20 protein-coding genes are annotated in these 24,298 nt (G+C 41.5%); 11 read left to right on the forward strand and 9 right to left on the reverse strand.

What is annotated here, in order from left to right:
* Window positions 1-21: 21 nt before the first annotated feature.
* The gene (locus tag PQO05_RS19100; RefSeq protein WP_273629038.1) at window positions 22-270 is read right to left on the reverse strand and encodes a type B 50S ribosomal protein L31; all 249 of its coding nucleotides are present in this window, start codon (window positions 268-270) and stop codon (window positions 22-24) included.
* Between the two features lie 501 nt (window positions 271-771).
* On the reverse strand, window positions 772-1,173 hold the full coding sequence (gene mce / locus PQO05_RS19105; RefSeq protein ID WP_273629039.1) for a methylmalonyl-CoA epimerase: 402 nt from the start codon (window positions 1,171-1,173) through the stop codon (window positions 772-774).
* Between the two features lie 105 nt (window positions 1,174-1,278).
* Here mce and PQO05_RS19110 point away from each other — a divergent pair, with 105 nt between their 5' ends.
* The 3 genes from PQO05_RS19110 (at window position 1,279) to PQO05_RS19120 (ending at window position 3,504) form a co-directional block, all read left to right on the forward strand.
* The gene (locus PQO05_RS19110; RefSeq protein ID WP_273629040.1) at window positions 1,279-2,490 is read left to right on the forward strand and encodes an IscS subfamily cysteine desulfurase; all 1,212 of its coding nucleotides are present in this window, start codon (window positions 1,279-1,281) and stop codon (window positions 2,488-2,490) included.
* 182 nt (window positions 2,491-2,672) lie between these two features.
* Window positions 2,673-3,086, forward strand: coding sequence for a Fe-S cluster assembly scaffold IscU (iscU, locus tag PQO05_RS19115; protein WP_273629041.1), 414 nt, complete (start codon window positions 2,673-2,675; stop codon window positions 3,084-3,086).
* A gap of 91 nt (window positions 3,087-3,177) precedes the next feature.
* Window positions 3,178-3,504 (forward strand): HesB/IscA family protein, encoded by a 327-nt coding sequence (locus PQO05_RS19120; protein ID WP_166584917.1) that lies wholly within the window; start codon window positions 3,178-3,180, stop codon window positions 3,502-3,504.
* Between the two features lie 113 nt (window positions 3,505-3,617).
* On the opposite strand, the gene PQO05_RS19125 is transcribed toward PQO05_RS19120, so the two are convergent.
* Window positions 3,618-6,170, reverse strand: coding sequence for a TonB-dependent receptor (locus PQO05_RS19125; protein WP_273629042.1), 2,553 nt, complete (start codon window positions 6,168-6,170; stop codon window positions 3,618-3,620).
* 333 nt (window positions 6,171-6,503) lie between these two features.
* Here PQO05_RS19125 and proB point away from each other — a divergent pair, with 333 nt between their 5' ends.
* Together proB and PQO05_RS19135 are read left to right on the forward strand one after the other, a co-directional pair.
* The gene (gene proB / locus PQO05_RS19130) at window positions 6,504-7,583 is read left to right on the forward strand and encodes a glutamate 5-kinase (protein WP_273629043.1); all 1,080 of its coding nucleotides are present in this window, start codon (window positions 6,504-6,506) and stop codon (window positions 7,581-7,583) included.
* A gap of 8 nt (window positions 7,584-7,591) precedes the next feature.
* Entirely contained in the window at window positions 7,592-8,842 is a 1,251-nt protein-coding gene (locus PQO05_RS19135) for a glutamate-5-semialdehyde dehydrogenase (RefSeq protein WP_273629044.1), read from the forward strand.
* A gap of 169 nt (window positions 8,843-9,011) precedes the next feature.
* On the opposite strand, the gene PQO05_RS19140 is transcribed toward PQO05_RS19135, so the two are convergent.
* Window positions 9,012-10,112 (reverse strand): outer membrane beta-barrel protein, encoded by a 1,101-nt coding sequence (locus PQO05_RS19140; protein ID WP_273629045.1) that lies wholly within the window; start codon window positions 10,110-10,112, stop codon window positions 9,012-9,014.
* A 288-nt stretch (window positions 10,113-10,400) separates the two neighbouring features.
* The gene (locus tag PQO05_RS19145) at window positions 10,401-11,987 is read right to left on the reverse strand and encodes an ammonium transporter (RefSeq protein ID WP_273629046.1); all 1,587 of its coding nucleotides are present in this window, start codon (window positions 11,985-11,987) and stop codon (window positions 10,401-10,403) included.
* Window positions 11,988-12,720: 733 nt separating this feature from the next.
* Here PQO05_RS19145 and PQO05_RS19150 point away from each other — a divergent pair.
* Entirely contained in the window at window positions 12,721-13,731 is a 1,011-nt protein-coding gene (locus PQO05_RS19150; protein WP_273629047.1) for a glutamine synthetase beta-grasp domain-containing protein, read from the forward strand.
* A gap of 138 nt (window positions 13,732-13,869) precedes the next feature.
* On the opposite strand, the gene PQO05_RS19155 is transcribed toward PQO05_RS19150, so the two are convergent.
* Window positions 13,870-14,925, reverse strand: coding sequence for a nucleoid-associated protein (locus PQO05_RS19155; RefSeq protein WP_273629048.1), 1,056 nt, complete (start codon window positions 14,923-14,925; stop codon window positions 13,870-13,872).
* A 296-nt stretch (window positions 14,926-15,221) separates the two neighbouring features.
* Between PQO05_RS19155 and PQO05_RS19160 the strand changes: the two genes are divergently transcribed.
* Window positions 15,222-15,821, forward strand: a complete 600-nt coding sequence (locus PQO05_RS19160; protein WP_273629049.1) for a TetR/AcrR family transcriptional regulator — start codon at window positions 15,222-15,224, stop codon at window positions 15,819-15,821.
* 12 nt (window positions 15,822-15,833) lie between these two features.
* A complete protein-coding gene (locus PQO05_RS19165) occupies window positions 15,834-16,982 on the forward strand; it encodes an FAD-dependent oxidoreductase (protein ID WP_273629050.1) in 1,149 nt (382 codons plus the stop codon).
* Between the two features lie 58 nt (window positions 16,983-17,040).
* On the opposite strand, the gene PQO05_RS19170 is transcribed toward PQO05_RS19165, so the two are convergent.
* The gene (locus tag PQO05_RS19170; RefSeq protein WP_273629051.1) at window positions 17,041-17,727 is read right to left on the reverse strand and encodes a hypothetical protein; all 687 of its coding nucleotides are present in this window, start codon (window positions 17,725-17,727) and stop codon (window positions 17,041-17,043) included.
* A gap of 596 nt (window positions 17,728-18,323) precedes the next feature.
* Between PQO05_RS19170 and PQO05_RS19175 the strand changes: the two genes are divergently transcribed.
* On the forward strand, window positions 18,324-18,704 hold the full coding sequence (locus PQO05_RS19175; RefSeq protein WP_273629052.1) for a hypothetical protein: 381 nt from the start codon (window positions 18,324-18,326) through the stop codon (window positions 18,702-18,704).
* A gap of 470 nt (window positions 18,705-19,174) precedes the next feature.
* On the opposite strand, the gene PQO05_RS19180 is transcribed toward PQO05_RS19175, so the two are convergent.
* Window positions 19,175-19,540, reverse strand: coding sequence for a hypothetical protein (locus tag PQO05_RS19180; RefSeq protein ID WP_273629053.1), 366 nt, complete (start codon window positions 19,538-19,540; stop codon window positions 19,175-19,177).
* A gap of 370 nt (window positions 19,541-19,910) precedes the next feature.
* On the opposite strand from PQO05_RS19180, the gene PQO05_RS19185 reads away from it, so the two are divergent.
* Together PQO05_RS19185 and PQO05_RS19190 are read left to right on the forward strand one after the other, a co-directional pair.
* A complete protein-coding gene (locus tag PQO05_RS19185) occupies window positions 19,911-22,676 on the forward strand; it encodes a TonB-dependent receptor (RefSeq protein WP_273629054.1) in 2,766 nt (921 codons plus the stop codon).
* Complete coding sequence (locus tag PQO05_RS19190; RefSeq protein ID WP_273629055.1) at window positions 22,667-23,470, forward strand: DUF4249 domain-containing protein; 804 nt, start codon at window positions 22,667-22,669, stop codon at window positions 23,468-23,470. Before PQO05_RS19185 ends, PQO05_RS19190 begins: the two co-directional genes overlap by 10 nt.
* Window positions 23,471-24,113: 643 nt before the next feature.
* Here PQO05_RS19190 and PQO05_RS19195 read toward each other — a convergent pair.
* Window positions 24,114-24,296 (reverse strand): heavy metal-binding domain-containing protein, encoded by a 183-nt coding sequence (locus tag PQO05_RS19195; RefSeq protein ID WP_273629056.1) that lies wholly within the window; start codon window positions 24,294-24,296, stop codon window positions 24,114-24,116.
* Window positions 24,297-24,298 lie beyond the last annotated feature (2 nt).

Below are 24,298 nucleotides of genomic sequence, written 5' to 3' on the forward strand. Positions count from 1 at the left end.
TTTATATTACTCAGTAACGAATTACTTTTTGTTGTAACGGCTACGGAATTTATCGATACGACCAGCTGTATCTACCAGTTTCATTTTACCTGTGTAGAACGGGTGAGACGTATGAGAGATCTCTAATTTTACCAATGGATACTCATTACCGTCTTCCCATTTAACGGTCTCGCGGGTATCGATGCATGATTTAGTTATAAAAGAATACTCGTTAGACATATCTTTAAATACAACTAATCTATAGTTTTTGGGATGCAGGTCCTGTTTCATATTAATGTTTACTTTCTTTATAAAAGAGGTGCAAATATACGATTAAAAGTGAAAAGTAAAAAGGGTTGATTAAAAAGTTTTTAACAATATTCTGATTTCGAATTTCGGATGTTCGATTTCGGATTTATTTAGATTATAAACCTTGTCATTTCGACGATAGGAGAAATTTTCTGCTGTATGATGTCTTGAACCGGAATTTACTGAATTAAAGAATTAACAGAATGACTATAACTATTTAGGTCTATGTCATTGCCAAACGTTTTTTTGTAAACGAACGTTCACTAGCACTTAGCCCCCATCAGCCCCGCTTTCTGCTCTACTGCGTGCCGCGGCAATCGGGTTTATGGATGAGCGTTGATAATAAAATTTGTCATTGCGAGCGATAGCGTGGCAATCTCGTAGCTGTGCAGATCGAATAGGCATTGGCGACGAGATTGCCACGTCGTTCCTCCTCGCAATGACAAAGAGGTAAATCCGAAATCGAACATCCGAAATCCGAAATCACTTAATCTCCTGGCATAACTCCACCAAAACCCCTCCCGCACTCTTCGGGTGCACAAAACACACCAATTTATTATCAGCACCTCGCTTAGGTTTATCATTCAGTAAAATAAAACCTTCGTTTTTCAAGCGTTGCATTTCGGCTTCAATATCCTCCACATCAAAAGCAATGTGATGGATGCCCTCTCCTTTTTTAGCTAAAAAGGCGGCGATGGCGCTATCTTCAGAAGTGGCTTGCAGCAGTTCAATTTTATTGGGGCCGCATTGTAAAAAGGCGGTTAGCACATGCTCTGAGGCTACTTCTTCGGTTTTGTAAACGCTGGTATTCAGCAATTTTTCGTACAAAACCGAAGCATCTGTAAGGTTATTTACCGCTATGCCAATATGCTCTACCTTTTTCATATACTAAAAATTGCAAATTAATGACTACGCTGAAACATTTATAACAAAACATTGAAATATTTCTATTTAAAGTTTGCTTATCTTTGTGTTTGTAATTAAAGAGCTATGAACATCCCTGTATATTTAGATAATAATGCAACCACGCCGATGGACCCACGGGTTCTGGATGCTATGGTGCCTTACTTTGTACAAAAGTTTGGTAATGCAGCAAGCCGTAACCACGCTTTTGGCTGGGTGGCAGAAGAAGCGGTTGACTATGCCCGCGAGCAAGTAGCTAAACTAATTGGAGCAAACGAAAAAGAAATCATATTTACATCGGGCGCAACCGAATCAGACAACCTGGGTATTAAAGGCGTGTTTGAGATGTATAAAGAAAAAGGTAACCACGTAATTACTGCAGTTACCGAGCACAAAGCAGTTTTAGATACCTGCAAGCACATCGAACAATTGGGTGCACGTGTTACTTACCTGCCGGTTAAAGAAGACGGTTTAGTTGACTTAGCAGTTTTAGAAGCTGCCATGACCCCTGAAACCATCCTGGTATCTATCATGTATGGTAACAACGAGATTGGTGTTATACAACCGGTTAAAGAAATTGCTGCCATTGCACACAAATTCGGTGCATTATTTATGACCGATGCTACCCAGGCGGTAGGTAAAATACCTGTTGACGTTATTGCTGACGGTATTGACATATTAGCTTTATCTGCTCACAAAATGTACGGCCCTAAAGGTGTTGGCGCATTATACGTTCGCCGTAAAAACCCTAGGGTTAAAGTTACTGCCCAAATGGACGGTGGCGGCCACGAGCGCGGTATGCGTTCTGGTACTTTAAACGTACCAGGTATTGTTGGTTTAGGTAAAGCATGCGAAATTGCCCGTTTAGAAATGGCCGATGAAGCTGTACGTTTATCGAAACTGCGCGACAAATTAGAAAAAGCATTAACCGTGCTGGAAGAAAGCTATGTAAACGGAAACGTTGAACACCGCTTACCACACGTTGCCAATATCTCTTTCAAATATGTAGAGGGCGAAGGTTTAATGATGGCCATGAAAGACTTAGCAGTATCATCTGGTTCTGCATGTACTTCGGCATCGTTAGAGCCATCTTATGTGTTAAAATCATTAGGTTTATCTGATGACCTGGCACACTCTTCTATCCGTTTTGGTTTAGGCCGCTTTACAACTGAAGAAGAAATTGACTACGCTATTGAAGTAACGTTAAAGTCTGTTACCCACCTGCGCGAACTTTCACCACTATGGGAAATGTTTAAAGAAGGTATCGACCTTAACTCAATTGAGTGGGCAGAACATTAATCAATTTGTTGATGTGGTAATTTGGCAATTTGTCAATTAGCACATCAACTCGAATATTTCAATTGTGATAATTTGATGATTTGTCAATTAGCACATTGATTTATTTTTGTATAATATTATGCTCTACATAATGAAGAGCATTGGCAAATTGTCAAATCACCGAATTAACAAATTATAGAGCTATGGCTTATTCAGATAAAGTAATTGATCATTACACCAACCCGCGTAACGTGGGTACCTTAGATAAATCGAGCACCAAGGTAGGTACCGGCCTTGTTGGTGCACCAGAGTGCGGCGACGTAATGCGCCTGCAAATTGAAGTTGATGACAACAATGTAATCACCGATGCTAAATTCAAAACATTTGGCTGTGGTTCTGCAATTGCATCTTCATCATTAGCTACTGAGTGGTTAAAAGGTAAATCAATCGACGATGCAATGGCTATCGACAACATGGACATTGTAGAAGAGCTGGCTTTACCTCCGGTAAAAATCCACTGCTCTGTTTTGGCCGAAGATGCTATTAAAGCTGCCATTAACGATTACCGTGTTAAAAACGGCATGGAGCCAATTGAAAGCGAAAAATCACACCACTAATTTAGTTGTGAGTTTTAAGTTGTGAGTTATGAGTGATCCAAAGCACTCTCTAATACTCGCTACTCAAACTCACTACTCATAACTAATTACTATGGTAACTGTAACTGATAAAGCAAAAGATAAAATAGACCACCTGATGACCGACGCCGGGCTGGATGCTTCGTATTTTTTACGGGTATCTGTGCAGGGTGGTGGTTGCTCTGGATTGTCTTACAATCTTGATTTCGATAACGAAGAGAAAAAAGGCGATCAGTTTTTTGAAGATAAAGGCGTTAAAATGGCGCTTGATATGAAATCATTCTTATACCTGGCTGGTACCGAATTAGATTTTTCGGACGGGTTAAACGGTAAAGGTTTCAACTTCAATAACCCTAATGCCAGCCGTACCTGCGGTTGTGGCGAAAGCTTCTCTGTATAATCTTTAAGATTTATAATATTGAAAAGGCGCTCTTTGAGCGCCTTTTTTGTTAGTATCATTTCAACAAAAAGGCGGCCATGATGGCCGCCTTTTAATTACGTACTTTTTGTTAATTATAAAACATAACGTAAGGTGATGCCAAAAGTCCGTTGGTCACCAAGTACGGCAGCATATTGGCCAGCGTTGCCTGTGGCTGGTAATAATTGCTCAAAGTAGTTCTTGTTAAGTAAGTTACGGCTCCAAATATAGGCAGACAGACCTTTGGTAGCCCTGTAGCCTAACCTGGCGTTCACTATGGTATAGCCATCAATATTTAAATATTTAGATGGTGTTGGGCTTGATGAAAAACGTGAACGGTAATAATCATCCACTCCGATGAAAAACTTGGTGTTATCGCTCACAAACTTTGCATCGGTAGCAAACTCACCACCTGCAGATGTTGTCCATTTAGAAACACCCGGCAATTGCGTGCCGGAAATATCTTCAAAATAAACGCTTTGGCCATTTACCGTTAACCCTGTTAATTCAAGCGGAAGCGGTGCATTAGTGAATTTTACATATTTGGCATCTGTGTATGCGCCCGAAGCATAGAATGTAAAGTATCTGCCGGCCAAATAATTTGCATCCAGTTCAACACCTTTTACATTTACCTTTTCTGCAGTTGCTAAGTAACCACGGTTCACACCCGGATCTGGCGATTGAACATTGGTCTGGTAATCTTTAATGTCCGAATTATGAAACGTAAAGTTCACCGTCAAATTTTCTGCCGGATTGGTTTTAGCACCAATCTCAATATGTTTAGTTTTTTCGGGTTTAATTACTGCTAAATCAAGTGCCGGTGCGTTATTTATAGTTGGCAAGCCCCCTACGTTAACACCTGATGGCTTGTAGCTTGTTGAATACGTTGCAAATGCATTAAAGCGTTTACCGGGGCGGTAAGATGCAGTAACCTGATAAGTGAAGTTTGTTTCATCAAAATTAGTGGTATAAAACTGGCTGCTGTAAACACCATTCCTTAATGCAAGCAGTGCCGGATCTGTTATTGTAATACCTCCGTTGGCTACCCTGTTATAATAAACATCCTTTTTATCATAGTTGATACGCACACCTGGGTTAATATGGAACACGTCAGCAATTTTCCAGTCTACGTTGGCAAAGGCTGCCGCAGTTTGTGATTTGATCCATGAATCGGTTGAGATACCATAACCTTCAAACAAACCCGGGGTTTTCCAAAGAGCGGTATTGGTTGTGCTTTGTGCAAAACGCCATTCGGCCGAGCCTGCCTCTTCCCTGCCTGTGGTAGTTACTTTTTGATCCAGAAAATATAATCCAACTACACCACTTAATTTATCAGAAATATCGCCCGCATAACGAACTTCTTCAGATACCTGGTGCTGTCTGGATGGGTTTTGCGACTTGGTTAACACCGGCAAGCCTGTAAAGTCACGGTCGTTTGATGGGTCCCAGTTCCAATAACGCCATGCCGTGGTTGAGGTTAAAGTACCCTTGCCAAGTTTAAAATCAGCATTTAATGATACACCGCCTAATTGGTTACCAGATCTCCACGGGGCATCATCATCTATAACCCGGTCATAAGCATTTGTAGACGGTAATTTATAACCTAAATCGGCAATAATATTGTTAAACTGGCGGTATGATGCGCGTAAAGTAGGTACAACGCCGGCAACTACCTGGGCATAGCCATTAGGTTTCTGATCAGACACATCGCCCGATAAGGTAATGGTTGTTTTGTCTGACGGTTGATAAAGCAATTGAGCACGGCCCCCTAAGTTGTTAATATCGTTAACAGGTACCTGAGTAGCCACATTCTGAACCAAACCGTTTCGTTGCGTTCCTGAAAATGATACCCGTGCGGCTAAAGTTTTAGATAATGGGCCTGTAACAGAGGCTTTAGTTTGTATATAGCCATAGTTACCAAAACTACTTTCTAAAGCAACCTCCGGTGTAAAACTGGCTTTACGTGTGGTGATGTTGATAGCACCTGCCGCAGTGTTTTTACCGAATAAAGTTCCTTGCGGGCCGCGCAGTACTTCAATGTTGCTGATGTCGATAAAATCAAGCGTGGCAGCAGCCGGGCGCGCATAATAAACACCATCTACATAAAAGCCCACACCCGGATCAAGGCCATCATTGGTTAAGCCAAACGGTGAGCCAATACCACGAATGTTAATACCTGTATTGCGGGGGTTTGATGTATAAAGTTGTAATGAAGGCACAAGCTCTTTTACGCGGTTAACGTTGAATGCGCCTGTTTGCTCAATCTGAGCACCACCTATTACCGAAATCGGGATCGGTACATCCTGTAAAAGTTCTTTACGTCTTCTCGATACAACCACGATCTCCTGTAACTGGTCATCTTCTACCAGTATCAGCTCCAAGGGAGTATCCTGGAACTTTAAAACCTGGAAATCTTGTGGCTTAAACCCAACCGAACGTACCTGGATATAAAACGGTGGTTCTTGTTTAGTATTGATGGTAAACTCGCCGTTGTCATTAGCACTTACGGCAATATTGGTGCCTCGGATAGTCACCGTTGCGCGGGGTATTATGGCTCCCGCCGAATTCTTTATAACCCCTTTAATGGGGGTTTGCGCAAAAACAACGCTCGTTAAAAACGTTAATAAAATGAGTATACTTTTTTTCATGTTTAGGGATTGATTGCTATTTAATGAGATAATTGAACTTGGTAATTGCTGAGTGCACAGCTATACTTTCCCCCGATGTGTGTACATCTTTATAAGATCCAATAAAATTTGAGGGGGATGGATGTAAAAAAATCAACAACAACAGCAGCAGCTTTGGGTAGCCTTAAGGGTTGAGATGATTGAATATTTATACATTATCTATAGAATAAGTAGACAAAAATATTAAATTATATTTGTTATCAAATATTTTTCATAAAAAAATCATTTAATTGAATTTAAAGGCTTTAAAACTTAACCTATATTACTAATATTGCCCATTCCAACATCGTTTTCATGGCTTTTAATTACCAACGCATAGTTATAAAAATAGGATCGAACGTATTAACGCAGAAAGACGGGCTGCCTGATGCTAGCCGCATCAGCAACCTGGTTAAGCAAATTGCGGAGATCCATGCGTCTGGTAAAGAGGTTATTTTGGTATCATCAGGTGCTGTAGCATCAGGTCGTAGCCTGATTACTCTGCCGGAAAAAGTAGATAATATTGCTGCCCGCCAATTACTGGCATCAGTTGGGCAGGTTAAGCTGATTAATACTTATGCGCAACTACTGGAGCAGTATCAAATGATATGCTCGCAGGTACTGGTAACTAAAGAAGATTTTCGCGACCGTACCCATTATCTCAACATGAAAAACTGTTTAGAGATATTGCTGCAGCACAAGGTATTACCCATTGTTAATGAGAACGACGTGGTATCGGTAACCGAACTGATGTTTACAGATAATGATGAACTGGCGGGACTGATTGCCTCCATGTTAAATGCCCAGGCACTAATAATACTGAGTAATGTAGATGGCATTTACGACGGCGACCCCAAACTGGAAGGTTCTGCCCTGTTGGAAGAAATCAGCAATGCGTCGTTAGATTTCTCATCATTTATCAGCTCCAGCAAATCTCAATTTGGGCGTGGTGGGATGATCACCAAATCAACCATGTCGCAAAAAGTGGCGCAGCTGGGTATTGCGGTACATATTGCCAATGGTACTAAGGATGATATATTAATAGATGTATTAAATAATACAGTAAAGCATACGCGCTTCGTCCCTAACAAATCGGCATCGGGTAAAAAGAAATGGATTGCACACTCTGGCAATTATGCTACCGGCGCAGTTAGGGTTAATGATGGCGCTAAAACGGCCTTAACATCGAGTAAAGCAACTAGTTTATTGCCGATTGGTATTATTGATATTTTAGAAGATTTTAAAAAGGGCGACATTATTAAACTGGTTGATGAACAACAAAAAATCATTGGCCAGGGTATTGCCGAATATGGCGCCGATAAAGCCCGCGAACGCATCGGTAAAAAGCACGAAAAAGCGCTGGTGCATTATGATTATCTTTACTTACAGGCATGATAGATACCATGAGTTATTCCGCATATTTTGAGAACGCAGTGTTAGCCGGCCGCAATATTGCAGGCCTCGCTCCTGACGTTATCAACCAGGTTTTATTAGATGTTGCTGAAAAGGCTGTTGAACAAACCGATTTCATATTGACCGAAAATCAAAAAGATCTGGACCGGATGGACACTTCCGACCCAAAATATGACCGACTTAAACTAACAGCAGAGCGCATTAAAAGTATCGCCTCGGAAATTCGGAATGTAGCGGCACTTGAAAATCCGTTGGGTAAAGTATTATCAAACGATATTTTACCGAATGGCCTCGATTTGTCGAAAGTACGTGTACCGCTTGGTGTGGTTGGTGTAATATATGAGGCACGCCCTAATGTAACTTTCGATGTATTTTCGCTTTGCTTTAAAACCGGCAATGTAAGTGTGTTGAAAGGTGGCAGCGATGCCGATTTTTCAAATCAAGCCATTATTTCGGTAATTCATTCCGTGCTTAAAAAACACCATATTGATATTAATGCCGCAACGTTATTACCTGCCGAACGCGATGCTACTGAAGCATTATTAAATGCAGTTGGTTTTGTAGATGTATTGATTCCCCGTGGCAGCCAGGGCTTAATTAATTTTGTTCGTCAGCATAGCAAAATACCGGTTATTGAAACCGGCGCAGGTATTGTGCATACTTATTTTGATGAGGATGGAAATCTGGAAAAAGGTGCCGCTATTATCTTCAATGCGAAAACACGACGGGTTAGCGTTTGCAATTCATTGGATTGTTTAATCATCAATGAAAATCGTTTAAATGATCTGCCGAAATTGATGCAAGCTTTAGGCGAAGCATCAGTAGAAATTTTTGCTGATGAAGCAGCGTACCAGGCACTAAAGAGCCACTACCCTGCCAAACTATTGCAACAAGCTACAGAAGAACATTTCGGCACAGAATTTTTGTCGATGAAAATGGCTATTAAAACCGTTAACACTTTTGAAGAAGCGCTTCAGCATATTGCTCAACACAGTTCGAAACATAGCGAAGCCATTATTTCGCAAAACTCACAGCATATAGAAGACTTTTTAAATAAGGTTGATGCAGCGGCTGTTTATGTAAATGCCTCAACCGCATTTACCGATGGCGCACAGTTTGGCTTGGGTGCCGAAATTGGTATCAGTACACAAAAACTCCACGCGCGAGGGCCAATGGGATTAAAAGAGTTAACCAGCTACAAATGGATAGTAAAAGGCGACGGACAAGTCCGCTGGCCTTAATCTTTATAAAAAACAAGAGGCACAATAAATTGTGCCTCTCCTCAAATTTCACTGAGACTTCTACGATGTCTCTTTTCACCGTAGAGACACAATACTTTGTGTCTCTTTCTATTAATATCTAGGTATAGAATAAAGACACAAAATATTGTGTCTCTACGGATTTTATGTATTAAAATGCGTAAACAGCAGCAATTAAGAATTGAGATGCTGATTGTGTTGGCGTAACATGGTCACTTTGTAAAAATACTTCGTCTTTATTATGGTCTAACCTTACCTCCGGGATAACAGTTAATGGACCGTATTTGAAGTTTACAGTTGCAGTTAAACCTGTTACAGATTTGCCAGGTGCAGCACCAACGGTTGTATAATCACCATCTTTACATTTAAAATACTCGCCGCGTAAGCCTAAAGTCACCGCTGGCGATACCGCTAACTGAGGATATAAAGCTACGCCATCAAAGCCACCACTTGTGCCGCTTGGTGCAGAGAAAGTAGCACCGTTTAAGCCCAGTTTAAAGGCAGATGTAATTTGATAATTAGTAGTTAAATCAAACTCGGTACCAGAATCATGACCGCTGATAAAGTTTAAGTAGGCAGTCCAGTTTTTAACCGGTACAACCATTAACTGTGCACCAAAAGTATTTACACTTTTGTTTGATTGATACAGGTTCCATTTATCATTAAATATACCGGCCATTAAGCTCACGCGATCAGAGAAAGTATAAGTTGCTTTTAAGCCTCCATTTTGGAACGGACCGTTAGTAAACAGGTACGAAGTTGAATAGTTAAAGTTTCCTGTCGGAGAAATTACTTCATAACCGATAAAGGTTGACATATAACCACCTGTTAAGTTCAGTTTATCGGTTAAATCGTAACTGATATATAAGTTTTGGATATGGAAACTGTTATCAGTAGAACTTGCAGGTGTTGGGATTGATTGCCCTTGTCCACGCGGACCGAATGATAGCTCACCCAGGAATGAAGCCTTGCCTACTTTTTTCTTTAAGCCCACGTCAATCATACCCAATGAAACTGAGTTTTGCTCGTTAGCAAAGCTGGTTGGGATATTAGAACCTGAGGCTGTTTTTAAGCCAGAAAAATCATATTTATAGTAGGCATCAACAGAGCCAAATACAGTAAGCGGTGTAGTAGTGGCCGGGCCTGCAGGTGCAGCTGCTGTTTTGGCAGTATCTGCCTTTGGAGCATCCTGGGCTTTAGAGTATAACGCAACAGACGATAAGAGAGATAGAAATAGTAGTGATTTTTTCATGTTTAATTGTTTAAGGATTGTAGTAGATTGATAGTATTGGAGATTGTTTTTTAGTTAGTTAGTTTCTGATTGTTTAGACATAGCAATAACCGCAAGCCAAATTTTGGCTCGAAAAAACTATAGCACTTTTAAATAGAAAACTTAAAGCCGGTTATAAATCAGGTTCGATAGAGAGAGGCTTTCACGCAAACCGGCCATTGTATTTATGGCTTCAAATATTTTGAAGCTTATTATAATATGTTTTAAAAAAGGCGTATGATTTAAATCATACGCCCTCTTCAAAAATATTTACGCTGTTACGGGGTTCTTAACCGAACCACCTTCAAACAGACCCTGGATGTCGATATCATCTTCATCTTCGCTGTAAGCAGCCGCACCGTGCTCAAATACATCCAAACCGGCTTTCTCACCATGCTCTTCAACACGCAGTTTCCAAGGGTTTGGCATTTTGTTGATGATCCACATCATAGCAAACGTGACTACAAACGTGGCTACCGTTATCGTAAAGCTACCTATAAATTGTGCTTTCAACACATCTAAACCACCACCGTAAAATAAACCTTTTACCGGGGCAGAGTTATCAGCACCCAATGGGCCTGTAGCACCATACTCGCCAGAAGCAAATAAACCTAATGATAAAGTACCCCAGATACCGCATAAACCGTGTACCGGTACTGCACCAACTGGATCGTCGATACGGAAGTACTCTAATAAATTAGTACCCACAAATATCACCACACCTGCAACAGCACCTAATAAAATAGCGCCAAGCGGGCTAACCCAGTAACAAGGGCAAGTGATAGCCACAAGGCCACCTAATAAACCGTTAACCGTAAAGCCAACATCGAATTTACCTTTTGTTGGGCCAAACCATAAAGCAAAATACATAGCAACCATACCGCCTGCGCAGGCAGCTAAAGTTGTATTAGCAGCAACACGGCCAATACCTTGCATATCCATTGCAGATAATGTACTACCCGGGTTAAAACCGTACCAACCAAACCAAAGGATAAATGCACCCACAGCAGCAACAGTTAAATTGTGAGCTGGCGGCAGGCCTCCTTTTTCTTTATCGTCTCTTTTAAATATACGACCCATGCGTGGGCCTAATACAATGGCACCTGCCAGTGAAGCAATACCACCTATAGTGTGTACCACGGTTGAACCTGCGAAATCGCGGAAACCCTGGCCTAATGATTCTAAGAAATTACCTTTTGAGCCCATTAAAGCTAAGAAACCATCCGGTCCCCAGGCCCAGTGGCCAATGATTGGGTAAATGAAACCAGTGATACCGATGCTATATAATATATCGCCACGGAAACTGGTACGGCCAATCATAGCACCTGATACGATGGTTGAGCAGGTATCAGCAAATGCATATTGGAAAATCCAGTGTGCCAGGATTGGAATACCTGTTGCCAGGTAAGTAGCAGGGGCACCAGAAAGGAAGAACCAATGTAAACCGATAAATCCGTTACCGTTACTAAACATAAAGGCATAACCTATTGCCCAAAACAGGATACCGCAAAGGCATGTATCAAAAATACACTCCATTAATACGTTAACTGTTTCTTTTTTGCGGGCAAAGCCTGCTTCGAGCATCACAAACCCGGCTTGCATACCAAATACAAGGAATGCGGCAACCAAAGTCCAGATAGTGTTAACTGTGTTAATTAATGTTGTTTCGTGCGCAGTGTAAGTGTCTGCAGCGTGGGCAGGGGTTGAAATCATACCCGGAATAACCATCATGGCAGCAATTACCAAAAATGTGCCGATAATTTTGCCGAAAAAGATGGCAACACCGATACGCCAGTTGTTTTTGCTTAGCTCCAGCACTGTACTGAATTGATTTTTGAGTCTCGACAGGGGATTCATAGTTTAATTTGTTTAATTGTTTAAGAGTGTTTAGAAAATCAGTGATTTATTTAGTGAAAATTTGAGTTCATCGCATCTTTATTATAAATAATCCAACCAAACGACAATAACTTTGATTGTTTTTATGAAATTAGAAATAAAAATGATTAAAATCATATATTTTTTGGTGTTTAATAGTATTTTTATCAAATCATTAAAAACAAAACCATTATATGTTACCGAATTATTAAATTTTCAATAAAATTATTGTTTTAAAGCAAATTTAATTCGGCCACAGAGTACTAATCCATATTAAAATCTGAAGTTTTATATAAAAAGGAATAAAATTTTGTCAAAAATTCTACTAAAAACATGGAAAAAACAGTTTTTGTAGTGAAAACTGCAAAAAATTTACGCTGATTTTGGAGAAATCGCTATAAATTACCTTATATATAAGGCAACATACCTATATAATAAGGTATACAATATGAGTTTGAACATACTTTCAATAAATAGCCCTTAAATCCTCAAAAAAGGCCATTTTAAGAATTTCATATTTTAGACATTAATTTTCTTACAAAAATTGCGAATTGTTTAATTTTGCCTAACATATTATTCGTTTTTAAAAAAAATCAACTATAGAATACATTTTTAGTAGATATTTTTATAAAAATTCACACAAACTGCATAAATTCACACGATTTAATCAAAATATATTAATCGCTTAACCCTAATTTTATAATTTTTAAAAAACATGGCAGCTAAACTTGAGTACATTTGGCTTGATGGTTACAAACCGACACAGAGTTTAAGAAGTAAAACTAAAATCGAAGCAAATTTCAGCGGTAAACTGGAAGATTGTCCAAATTGGAGCTTTGATGGTTCTTCTACAGAGCAGGCACCAGGTGGTTCATCTGATTGTATCCTGAAACCTGTGTTTATTTGCCCAGACCCTCAGCGTAAAGAAGGTTACCTGGTAATGTGCGAAGTTTTAGATTCTCACGGTAACCCGCACGAATCTAACGGACGTGCGCATATCGAAGATGACGACAACGATTTCTGGTTCGGTTTTGAGCAAGAGTATTTCTTGTGGAACCCAGACACCAACAAACCGCTTGGTTTCCCTGATGGTGGTTACCCTGGTCCGCAAGGCCCTTACTACTGTTCAGTTGGCGCTAACAACGCTTTCGGCCGTAAAATTGTTGAAGAACATTTAGATGTATGTCTTGAAGCTGGCTTAAATGTTGAAGGTATAAATGCTGAAGTTGCTGCCGGACAATGGGAATTCCAAATCTTTGCTAAAGGCGCTAAAGAAGCTGGTGACCAGATCTGGGTTGCACGTTATTTATTAGAGCGTATCGGCGAAGAGTATAACGTATCGATCAACTGGCATTGCAAACCGTTAGGTACTTTAGACTGGAACGGTTCTGGTATGCACGCTAACTTCTCTAACACTACTTTACGTACAGCTGGTAGCGAAGATGTTTACAAAAAAATCCTGGAGGCTTTCCGCCCGGTGGTAAAAGAGCACATCGAAGTTTACGGTGCTGATAACGAGCAACGTTTAACCGGTAAACACGAAACTGCTTCTATCCACGATTACAGCTATGGTGTATCAGACCGTGGTGCTTCTATCCGCATCCCGCTTTATACTGTACAAAAAGGATGGAATGGTTACCTTGAAGATCGTCGCCCTAACTCTGCTGCCGATCCATACAAAGTTGCTGCCCGTATCATCAAAACTGTTAAATCAGCAGGCGTATAATTTAATACCGCCATTTAAATACTCAAACGGCCCGTGGCAATTGCTCACGGGCCGTTTTTTGTAGCAGTATTTTAGTTGCAGTAGCAGTCAAACCGCAACGGCAAACTACCACTGCTACTTTAAAACTGCCACTCTTCTTTAAGCTTCTTCCTTAAAAAATACTTTATAATAATTCATGGCTTTGCCATTGTCGAAACCTTTTTCAATGAGGTCTTTATTGCCATGTATATAGATATGGAAGTTTTTATCCAGTTTTAGAACGCTTTTATAAACTTTAGCCTGTTTTTTAACCGCGGCATCATTAATATCAAAGCTATCGGGTATGGCGGTATCAAATTCGTTCTCGTATTCCTTCTTATAATTCAAAAAGGTGGCTATACCCTGCTCGTTGCCGATTACTTCCTGACCAAACTCCTCTATATCGAAGCTCTCTTTTTCCTTGAAGTATTTCATCGAGCGGTTCAGCAGGTCAATTTTGTCGGCTTTGCTCATTTCAAATTCATCATCGAGCTTTTCGGTAACAAAGTTTTTGTACACCCCCATTACGTTGGCGGTTTGATTATAATTATCGTTACGCACGCGGAGCTTCAGAAACTCATCCTTCCAGTACACCGCCTGTTCACTGCCATTGGTTTTGTCGATCACCGCAACCTTGTAACCCTCTTCCTTTTCAGTGTTGAAAATGAGGCAACCTTTATCCAGCTTGTTAATATTAATAGCCTGCTCTTCGTAGCTAACACCGAAGCCCTCATTTTCAGGATATACCTTTAAATAAGTTTCTTTAGTCTCCGATTTAAAGATTCCGATCGCATCATGCTGCTCTCCTTCAATCTGCACATTACTAAAATAAGTAACGTATAATTCACCAGATTTAATCTTCGGATGGTTACTCACCTCATACAAATGCTTAGCCAGCTGACGGCTATTCTCCTGAAAAGTTTCCGGGTCATCAAATATTGCGGTAGCGAAGTGGTAAACCTCGTTTAAATTCAGGTTATCATTAGCCTGGTAAAAGCGGTAAACCTCGGGCACCTTTTCGTAAGGCACCAGAAAATATTGGAGCAGTAGTTTGCTCAACAACTCGTCGTTTAGTTCGAGCGATTCTTCCGAGAGCACAAAACGCTCGTCGAGCGCCTTACTACCAATATGATGTATGGCCAACCGGCCCAGTGAAGCTTCTTGAGAAAATATCATAATCGGGAACGAAGTTAGGGATTTGTTGATTTGTTTAGCAGTTGATTGGTTGATTATGTTTAAAGAGCTCTACCAATGTGGCAGTTCATGCACTGACGATTCATAATTCATTCTACCCTTCCTAATGAAAAACGAACTGTGCAATAATTAAAGTTACCACTATGTAGGTCGGGGATTGCTTCGTACCTCGCAATGACGCGCTTCATAAATCTCACTCCTTTGTCATCAAACAAATTATTTCTATAAGTAAATAAACATTTACTTATATTTGTATCATTATTAAAATCAATGCCATTATGAGGCCAAAGAATTTAGATAAAGAACAAGCCATCCGCAGCATTGCCCTGCAAATAATTGCCGAAGAAGGTTTAGAAAACCTCACCATGCAAAAGCTGGCAGCGGCAGCGGGTATCTCGCCGCGGACAATCTATATCAAGTATAAAGACAAGGACGACCTGCTGGTGAAACTTTATGTAGAAGAAGTACTGGGCAATTATGAAACTGCTGTACTGCAAAACTTCGACAATGAAATGAATTTTGCCGATGGCGTAAAGAAACTTTGGCTCAACGCTTTCGGGTACTTTAAAAACAACCGGCATGCCTTTGCACTAATGCAGTATGGCAAATCATCGCCCCTGCTCAACAAGGCTTACCAGGAAATGAACATTAAAGAGGGCGATTATTTTGCCCCTGTGATGCGCTTTCTGGAATTGAACGTGGCGAAGGGCGTAATTAAAGATTTCCCGCAGGAGGTGCAGCGCGCCTTACTATTTGCCCCTGCACTCGATCTGGTGAACGAATATTTCGACTATCTCGACCGCCCAAAGCAAATTATAACCGACGAGGTTTTTATGGATTCCTGCGAGGTGGTGATCAGGGGGATGATAAACAGATAAAATATTAAAAAAATGAACCTACTAAAAAACAAAACAATAGCAATAATAGGCGGTGGCCCGGGTGGCTTAACCCTTGCACGTTTACTACAAATACAGGGTGCTGATGTAAAAGTTTATGAAAGGGATACCCATAAAGATGCCCGCCAACAGGGCGCTACACTCGATCTGCATTACGAGTCGGGTTTAAGGGCACTGCGCGAGGCTGGATTGATGGATGCTTTCAGGGCTAATTATCGCCCCGGTGCAGATAGAATGCGTATTACAGACAAGCATGCCAATATAAAATTTGAAGACGCTTTCAATAACGATGAACTTGGAGAAAGGGATCGGCCTGAGATTGACCGCGGCCCGCTGCAAAACATCCTGCTAAATTCGTTGCAACCTAGTACCGTTGTTTGGGGCAGCCATATTACAGGGCTTAAACAAACCGGCGATACCTGGCAGGTAGAATTTAAGAACGGCACTACTATTTCAGCCGATATTGTAATAGGTGCAGATGGTGCTAATTCTAAAATCCGCCCGTACATCACTCCTATTAAACCATTTTATGCAGGTGTAACTGTAATAGAGGGAGCGGTATATCATTCGGCCGAAGCAACGTCACGCATACATGAACTGCTAAATGGCGGAAAGATCTTCGCCCTGAATGATGAAAAAACCTTGGTTGTGAGTTCGAAAGGCGATGGCAGTCTGGTGTTTTATACAGGTTGCAAAACCGATGAAAACTGGGTACGCAATTGCGGTATCGATTTTACAGATAAAGCACAGGTATTAGCCTGGTTTAAGGCAGAATTTGCAGGCTGGGATAGTATCTGGCTCGAGCTTTTCGAAAACGCAAGCGGCAGTTTTACCCCCCGGCCACAATACTGCATGCCTTTAGACCAAACCTGGCAAGCACAACCTAACATTACCATGCTTGGCGATGCAGCACACCTGATGCCACCCTTCGCCGGTGAAGGTGTAAATATGGCCATGCTGGATGCCGTTGAACTAAGTGAACAACTGACCAGCAATACGCATCCCGATTTACAAACTGCCATTGCTGCTTACGAGCATCAAATGCGCGCGCGCGCCTCAGAAACGGCAAAAGAAACAATGATTAATACAGATGCCCTGCACGCACCCGATGCACTCGAGTTTATGGTTAATTTAATTAGCTAATTACAACAAAGGCCGCTCTATTAAAGAGCGGCCTTTCTTAATAAATAAACGTAGTAGATTAATAGGTGGTCATGTTATACATTTCTATCTGCTGGCCGGTATTGGCCGATCCGCCATACCAATGATTGGTGCCCACAAAATAGTCGTAATTGTTCCAGTAGTGGCCACTGTTGTTGGTTAAGGTAAATTTGTAAGTACCATCAACATAAAAATCAACGGCATGTACGTTACCGCTTTGTGCCTGCACTTTGTAGGTATGGTAGCCGTTATCGCCCACAGAAATTACCTGGGTAATGTAGTTGCCGCCGCCTTGTAAGTAACCTTTCAGCGCATTATCATTCAGCGTTTTTACAAAACCCATCTCATTACCGTTCCACTGGGTAACATTATCGCACAAAAACACAGCCTGCTCACTTGCCGAACTGTTAGCGCTTGTGCCTCCTTTAAAACAACCATTAAACTGGAAACCGGTAGCATTTTGCCCTGTACTTTGCTGCGCAGCATCAATATCAGAACTACAGTTGCCAACCGGTACACAAATACCATTGGTGCCCGAAATAAGGTAAGGCGAACCATTACAGGTTCCCCATAAATTAAAGGCGCTTTGGGGTACTGCCGCCCTTGGGATGGTAGCTTTTACAGCATCGGGGTCAGTTGCTTTATTAGCATCTTTCCGGCAACCTAAACAAAAAGTTAAACACAGCGCCATTGCGCCAATAAGGAATTGGTTTGAAAAATTTTTCATAATTAAACAATAATTGGTTTATAGTGAGCCCGAATTTAGTGCGCCTATTTTCGTAACAATTACACTATTATTTCTTTTTAGTACACTATCATTATTGTTTCAAAAAACAATGTGCATATTATTTAATATTCTCTTTTGGCGACAATCTGTTTAAACCAGAATTTTTCACTATTAATTATTTTCATTGGTGTTCAAGAATGCTTCGCAGTTTGCAGAATTAATGAATTAAAAGAATGTCTTGAGGAAAAGATTTGGTATGGTTAGAATAGAAATAAACGAGGTTCATATCTCCGGCTTCTATTCATTCACTCATCCGATAGCTATCGGATCAAAACTCACTCATTCACTCATTGATTTCGGCGTTCCCTTCGGGCCGGGCTATCTGCTCATACGCCTGCAGGCATTACACACCTGGCCGGTATCCGCTTTTATCCCTAACGCGGGCTCCGTTATTTGTCATCTCGACGAAGGAGAGATCCTATAGAAGTTACTTATCGATAGCAGAAGATTTCTCCTATCGTCGAAATGACAAACTGAGATTATGTTCTTGGCTCTTGTTTCTTGTCTCTTGCTTCTCTCTATCCTATCTTCGCCTTATGGGAGAAAAGTTAGACCTACAATTCGCGTTACAGCTACTTGAGCAATTACAATCACAACAAATCAGCTTTACAGATTTTTTGAACAAAGTTTTTAATTACAATGAAGGCAAAAACTATCTGCAGATGTGTGCTGCACTAAAAGCCTACCATCATCAAAATGGCGGCGCTCCCGAAGTATTGGAGTTTGAAATAACCCAGGTCAGCTATAATGCCGGTACATTATCAGGCAGCTTTAACTGTAAATTTAAGGTATCGTTTTTCTTTGGTTGCGATGATTTGCATATCGATAAAAACGATACGATTAGCTGGGAATTTAAGATAGATGATCATAGCTGCACCCTACACCTAACCGGCGAAGAACCCTGGAGCAGCGAGTAAACAATGATGGCTTAATTAAGTGGTTCTAAGTAATACAATACCGGTAAAAACAAGCCCGATACCTATAACTATAAATACGAGTGACAGCACATACAATTTGGTGTTTGTATAAAATGCGCTCTTTTTTGAAACACGTGCCCTACGCAAAATGTACTCAAATAACCATATTCCAAAAATAAGGCAAAATACCCCGCAAAGGATGTCGATGTAAAGGTTTATGTTCATTTGGGGTCATGATGTTTTTTTAACATCTCTATACCAAATCTATAATTCTTATCGAGAAATCCTACACAAAACGTCCAACATCGCCAAATAAACTATCAATTTAAAGTATTAGGATATTATACTTAACTATTGCTAAAAACACTGATATAAAAGTAGTTAATAAAACATACTATACACCAATATACTCATCAACAGAACACTACCTGTGTTTGTAAATGAGTGGATTTTAAAGTTTACGGCTGATACTATTTTGTATCAACCGAAACTATCCGTTTCAATAAAAAGTGAGCTGTGTTAACAGTTCGTTCACTGGTAATGGTACTGCTTACCACCGTCCAGCCTTGCGTGGCCATATAATTTAAGGCATCCGGGATGGTAATATAAGCCTGTACCTTTGCAGCCTCGGCAATATTCCGCGGGTCGTCCTTAGCCACCTGCCCATAATTTACAGTCACATTTACTTTAGTGCTGCTTAATGTCCTGTCCGAAGCTGTTAACGTGCAATAAACCTCACGCGCTTCTGCTGCAGTCATAGTTTTAGCAGGTTCAGTAGTTTGTGCCTTAACAAGCGCCGGGCTTAACAGCAAACAGAATAATAATAGTTTTTTCATGATGGTTACTAATGTGCTAATTCGGTAATTTGTCTATTTGTCAATGACTTGCAGGGTTTAAATGATCGTTAATAATTGATTTAAAGGTATCGACAAATTAACTAATGAACAAATTAGTTAATTGCGGTCTCATTGCCAAATCGACAAATTAGCACATTACCTAATTGGTGCTTCCATCGACAAATTGTCAAATCGACAAATTAACTAATTGCGCCTGTATATTCTTTCAGCGTATTCGTCGATACATATCACCTCTTAGTCGGGTCTTCAGTTACCCTTCATACTGTAAGGGCAATTTTAACGTCAATGCTCCGGTTGCCTATACCGAAAAACGGAACAGCTACCTAATGTTAAACACTTAACCGACTGGATGAAAAAACTCTCCTTACCCCTATTACTATTTCTAACTATTGCCTGTACGCAACAACTACATGCCCAGGCACCACAAGCTCAAAAAATTTTAAAGAAAACCGTTGTCGACCATTTCTTTTCCTGCCCGCTGGATGCGATGCTCGATACGCTTTCGATGCAGTACAAACTGCGTTTTATTTTTGAGCGCGAACCCCTCCACACTATGGATATTGTGGAGCACTTTTTTAATGAATCGCTGCTTGATGTACTAAAAACCGTTTGCCAGAAAAACGATCTGCATTACTGGGTCGAAAATGATGGCACCATTTACATGCTGCAACAGCCAGATGACCTGGACCGATTGAAACAGCTAAACAAGATGGACCAGACGCTCTCTAAAGTAAAACCCAAAACGCTCGATCCGCCAAAAGGTCCGCCAACGCATTTTATGTTCTCGATCTCGGGGCGTGTAGTGGATCAAAATACGGGCGAAGCTTTGCCGGGAGCCATCGTTGCAGTCCGTAATACCAGTTTGAGCACGGCCACCAACACCAATGGTAACTTTACCATGTTGAATGTACCTGCCGATACCTGCGTACTGGAAGTATCATTTATGGGTTACCAACCCGATAAATTCCGGCTGGATGATACCAAGATCAAAGAGCAAATGGTGCTCACACTTTTCCCGTCCATGAATGCCCTGAGCGAGGTTGTAGTTACCGACAAGAAAAAAGGCGTTATGAACACCGACAGCAAGAAAGTGAGTGTACTGCAATTAACCCCTGCAGCACTGGATAAACTGCCTAACATTGGCGAGCGCGACATCCTCCGCTCTTTCCAACTGATGCCCGGTGTGAGTGGCAGTAACGAATCATCATCCGGAGCCTACGTTCGCGGTGGTACACCCGATCAGAACCTCGTGACCTTTGATGGCTTTACTGTTTACCAGGTAGATCACCTTTATGGTTTCTACAGCGCATTTAACCCTAACGCCGTGCGCGATGTGGAAATGTACAAAGGCGGTTACTCGGCCAAATATGGCGGCAGGTTATCGGCCGTTACCGAGATTCGCGGCAAGGATGGTAACAAAAACGAGCTCAATATTGGTGGCGATATCAGCTTACTGAGCCTTAACCTGTATGCCGAAACCCCGCTGAATAAAAACTCATCGGCGTTGGTCTCTTTCCGCCGGTCGTACCAGGGGCCATTGTATGATAAGATCTTCGGCCAGTTCAACAAAAGTACTGCCATAGGCGGTGGCGGCCCGGGTGGTGGCCGCGGTTTTATGAACCAGACTACCCCTTCATCATACTTTTATGATTTGAATGCCAAGTACACCTACTCACCTTCTGACAAAAATTCGTTCAGCTGGACGTATTACTCGGGTACTGATCACCTGGATAATAGCCGAGATTTAAATTTTCCCTCATTCGTAGCCAGCTACAGCAGCGATTTACGGATGAATGATTATACCAAATCTGGCAACGTGGGTACAAGCGGTAAATGGGTAAGCACCTGGGGTAAAAAACTATTCTCAACCACCGTGCTCAGCTACTCGCAATTTAACAGCGACCATAACCAGGGTACAACAGGTACAGTAACCGATAGCGGTACTACCACCAACGTAAACAACGGCATACTGGAGCATAACCGCCTGCGCGACCTCAGCCTCAAATCTGACTGGGAATGGCAAGCGGGATCTAAGTATAAAGTGTTATTCGGTGCTTATGGTTCTTACCTCAACATCGATTATGATTATACACAGAATGATACCATATCACTTATTAGTCAGCATAATACAGGAGAAATTGCAGGTAGTTATGCCGAATTAGAATACGATCCTAATAACAAGTTGCATATACAACCGGGCATTCGCGAAACCTATTATTCGCCTACAGGAAAGTTATATACCGAGCCCCGGTTTAATGCCACCTATCACCTTACAGACCGCTTTAACCTAAAGGTCGCCGGCGGCCGTTTCTACCAGTTTACTAACCAGGTAACCCGTGAAGATATTTTAAACGGTAACCGTACCTTCTGGACATTGGCCGATGGCAAAACCATGCCGGTAAGCAGCGCCAACCACTACATCGCTGGTTTTAACTACGAAACCAAAGATTTCTTAATTGATGTAGAAGGCTATTATAAACAGTTAGACGGCCTAACCCAATACTCCATCAGGCAACAAGGCGGCGAAGGTTTTAGAAGCGTTGGTACCACCGCAACCATTACCGAAAACTACTATGTAGGTAATGGCTGGGCAAAGGGTATCGAGGTATTATTGCAGAAAAAGGTTGGTGTATACACCGGCTGGATAGCTTATACACTGGCACAATCTAAAAGCAAATTCGCTGCTTATGGTACAGATTATTTCCCGTCTGATCAGGATGTGCGTAACGAGTTTAAATCCATCAACATGTACCACCTGCAGCGCTGGAGCTTTGCTGCTACCTGGATCTACAGTACCGGCAAACCCTACACCGCACCGCTGGGCAGCTACACCATTAACACAGTTGATGGCAACAAGCAGACCTACTTAACCATTAGCGATAAAAACGGAGAGCGTTTACCAGCCTATCACCGCCTCGATCTATCAGCCACTTACGATCTGTTGAAGATTAGCGGCAATAAAGTAGGCAGCATCGGTTTCAGCTTATTTAATGCTTATAATCACACCAATATCTGGTACAAACAATACAGTATACAAAACAACCAAGTGGTAATTTCAAATGTAAACTACTTGGGCATGACACCTAATATAACCCTTAGCTTAAGATGGAAATAAAAATACACCAAATGTTTTTTACCCTGATGATACTTGGCGTGCTGGCTTTTTCATCATGTACTAAAACCTCTGTTGATACCGCAATCAGCAACAAACCTGTGGTTGTCGGTTACTTAATACCGGGCCAGCCTATCAGCGTAAAAATATATCAGCAAAAACAATTAACAGATACCGCTACTTATGGAGCAGCCATAAAAGGCCTTGCGCTTACCCTGTCTGACGGCAGCAAAACAGTATCGCTCACAGAAAGCGCAGCAGGTACTTATACTTACGCCGATAATACCTTTTTGGTGACAGGTAAAACCTATACGCTACAGTTTAGCTACCTAAACACACAGGTATCGGCGCAAACTGTAATGCCAGAGAAACCGCAGAATTACACAGCCACCAAAACCACCATTAACCTGCCAACGGGTACATCATCATCAATTTCAGATTCTGTGGCAACCACTTTCCGCTGGAGCAACCCCGATTCGGTTTACCATGTTATTGCTTTTAAAAATGATGATACGGCACCTTTCCAGGTTAACTCGCGTGGTAACCCGCCTGTAAACTTTACGGTTAACGTAAATAAAACGATAGAGTACCAGATGCTGTACCGCTCGTTTAACTACATCGGTATTTACCGGGCCATATTGCTGAGTGTAGATAAAGAGTACATCAATTTGCTGAATAACCAATCGGGCTCATCATCACAAAACCTGGCCAACATACCCACCAACGTAAACAACGGATTGGGTATTTTTACCGCCATGCAGGCAGATACTATTAAGCTTACGCTTACACAATACTAAACAAAAACAACAATCCCCCCTCCATAAGAAAGCCCCGGTGTAATGCCGGGGCTTCTTTGGTTTAATAACACTTTTTGTAGTTAATTAACGCCATAACACCAATCGTTTGTCAGTGCTAATACGAACGTCAGTCCCGCTCAATCGCCGCGGGTAGGCTGTTACTTTTGGCTTGATCCAAAAGTAACCAAAAGATCAAGACGCAAAAAAGCTCCACCGCACAAGTCCATTACACGGCCACGCTTTTGCGTCAGGGCCACCGCTCGCATGGCGCGCAAATCATAAGACCGAGTCCACCACTACCTTAACATATCCTCTCCTCATGCAGCATTGGTAATGTTGCGGTAACCACTGTCCCTGCCTAACCACTGTACTCAGTAGCAACAGGACCCGGCTGCGACTTTTCTTTTTGGTTCATTTTTCTTTTGAGAGAAAAGAAAAAGAACATCCACTGACGATGATAACTCTCACTACCCCTCCTAATGAAGAACGGACTCTGCAGTAATGGAAGGAAGTGCGCATAGGTCTGAGATTATTAATGTCGTGTTTGTTTTTATAGGTATTAATGAGCTCCCTACGGTCGGTTGTCTTCGTTCCTCGCAATGACGCGTAAGAGGATTTTAACTGCTACTGCAACTAACCCCTGCTACTTCTCCTCCTCCTTCTCCACTAACCTCATCCCACACTTAGGGCAAACGCCTGGCTTTTCGGAACAAACATCTTTATCCATTACGCAGGTGTATTTACACTTGGCTGCGGTTTGCTTTTTCGGTGCAGGTTGTGCGCATCCGGCTAACACAACCGCTAAAATGATTACTAATCTTTTCATTG

It is taken from the genome of Mucilaginibacter jinjuensis, from assembly GCF_028596025.1.
Taxonomy (GTDB): Bacteria; Bacteroidota; Bacteroidia; order Sphingobacteriales; family Sphingobacteriaceae; genus Mucilaginibacter; species Mucilaginibacter jinjuensis.